The 644-nt window shown below is 52.3% G+C and carries 1 protein-coding gene; it reads right to left on the bottom strand.

Annotated features, from left to right (window positions below; all coding sequences use genetic code 11):
• Positions 1-128 precede the first annotated feature (128 nt).
• Entirely contained in the window at positions 129-314 is a 186-nt protein-coding gene (locus tag AC0QHF_RS00045; protein WP_324702155.1) for a ribbon-helix-helix domain-containing protein, read from the bottom strand.
• Between the last annotated feature and the right edge of the window lie 330 nt (positions 315-644).

Here is a 644-nt window from a genome sequence, read left to right as displayed (position 1 = left end):
ATGGATCGTTGATGGATCTGATGGATCGTTGGTGAGCAAAAAAATGGCCCCCGGTCTGGTGCGATCGGGGGTTGGTGGGGGGTGGTGTGTCTGGCTGAGGCTGTACCGAGGATGTGACTGATAAATTTTTAATTTTCTTCGGTCAACTCCCCTTCCTGCTTGGCCCGTTCAATTTCTTGCTGCAACAGCCAAGCCATCAGATTGGAGAGGGAACGAAAGCGTTTTTTGGCTAACAGTTCCCCCTTTTCCTTAAGGTCTGGATCAATATAGACGTTCACTCGCGGCAGTTTACTCGGCACTGTCTGAGAAATCATGGGTGCATTTTCATTGTACTTTGCACCCACATCTTAACAAAATAGTGTTGACGGTGGGTGTACCAAAGTTGTACAGTTGACATACGGAAACGCAAAAAACAGGCCCACCGGTGCGTATGCTTGGCGGCTACACCGATGGGCGCGAAAACCCCTTTACAGGAGTAACTATGACTTTATCAGAACTCAAGGCTCGTGCGATCGCGCTCGGACTGTCCAAAGACGACGTGAGAGCGTTCGGCAACCTGAGCTACCGGGCAACCTGGGAAGCCGCGATCGCCGACACCGAAACCGCACCCCCCCAAATGGATGAGTCCCCCGCAGGGGAACCGA

Source organism: Lyngbya sp. CCY1209 (assembly GCF_055795065.1).
This window is presented reverse-complemented; position numbering and strand designations above follow the sequence as displayed.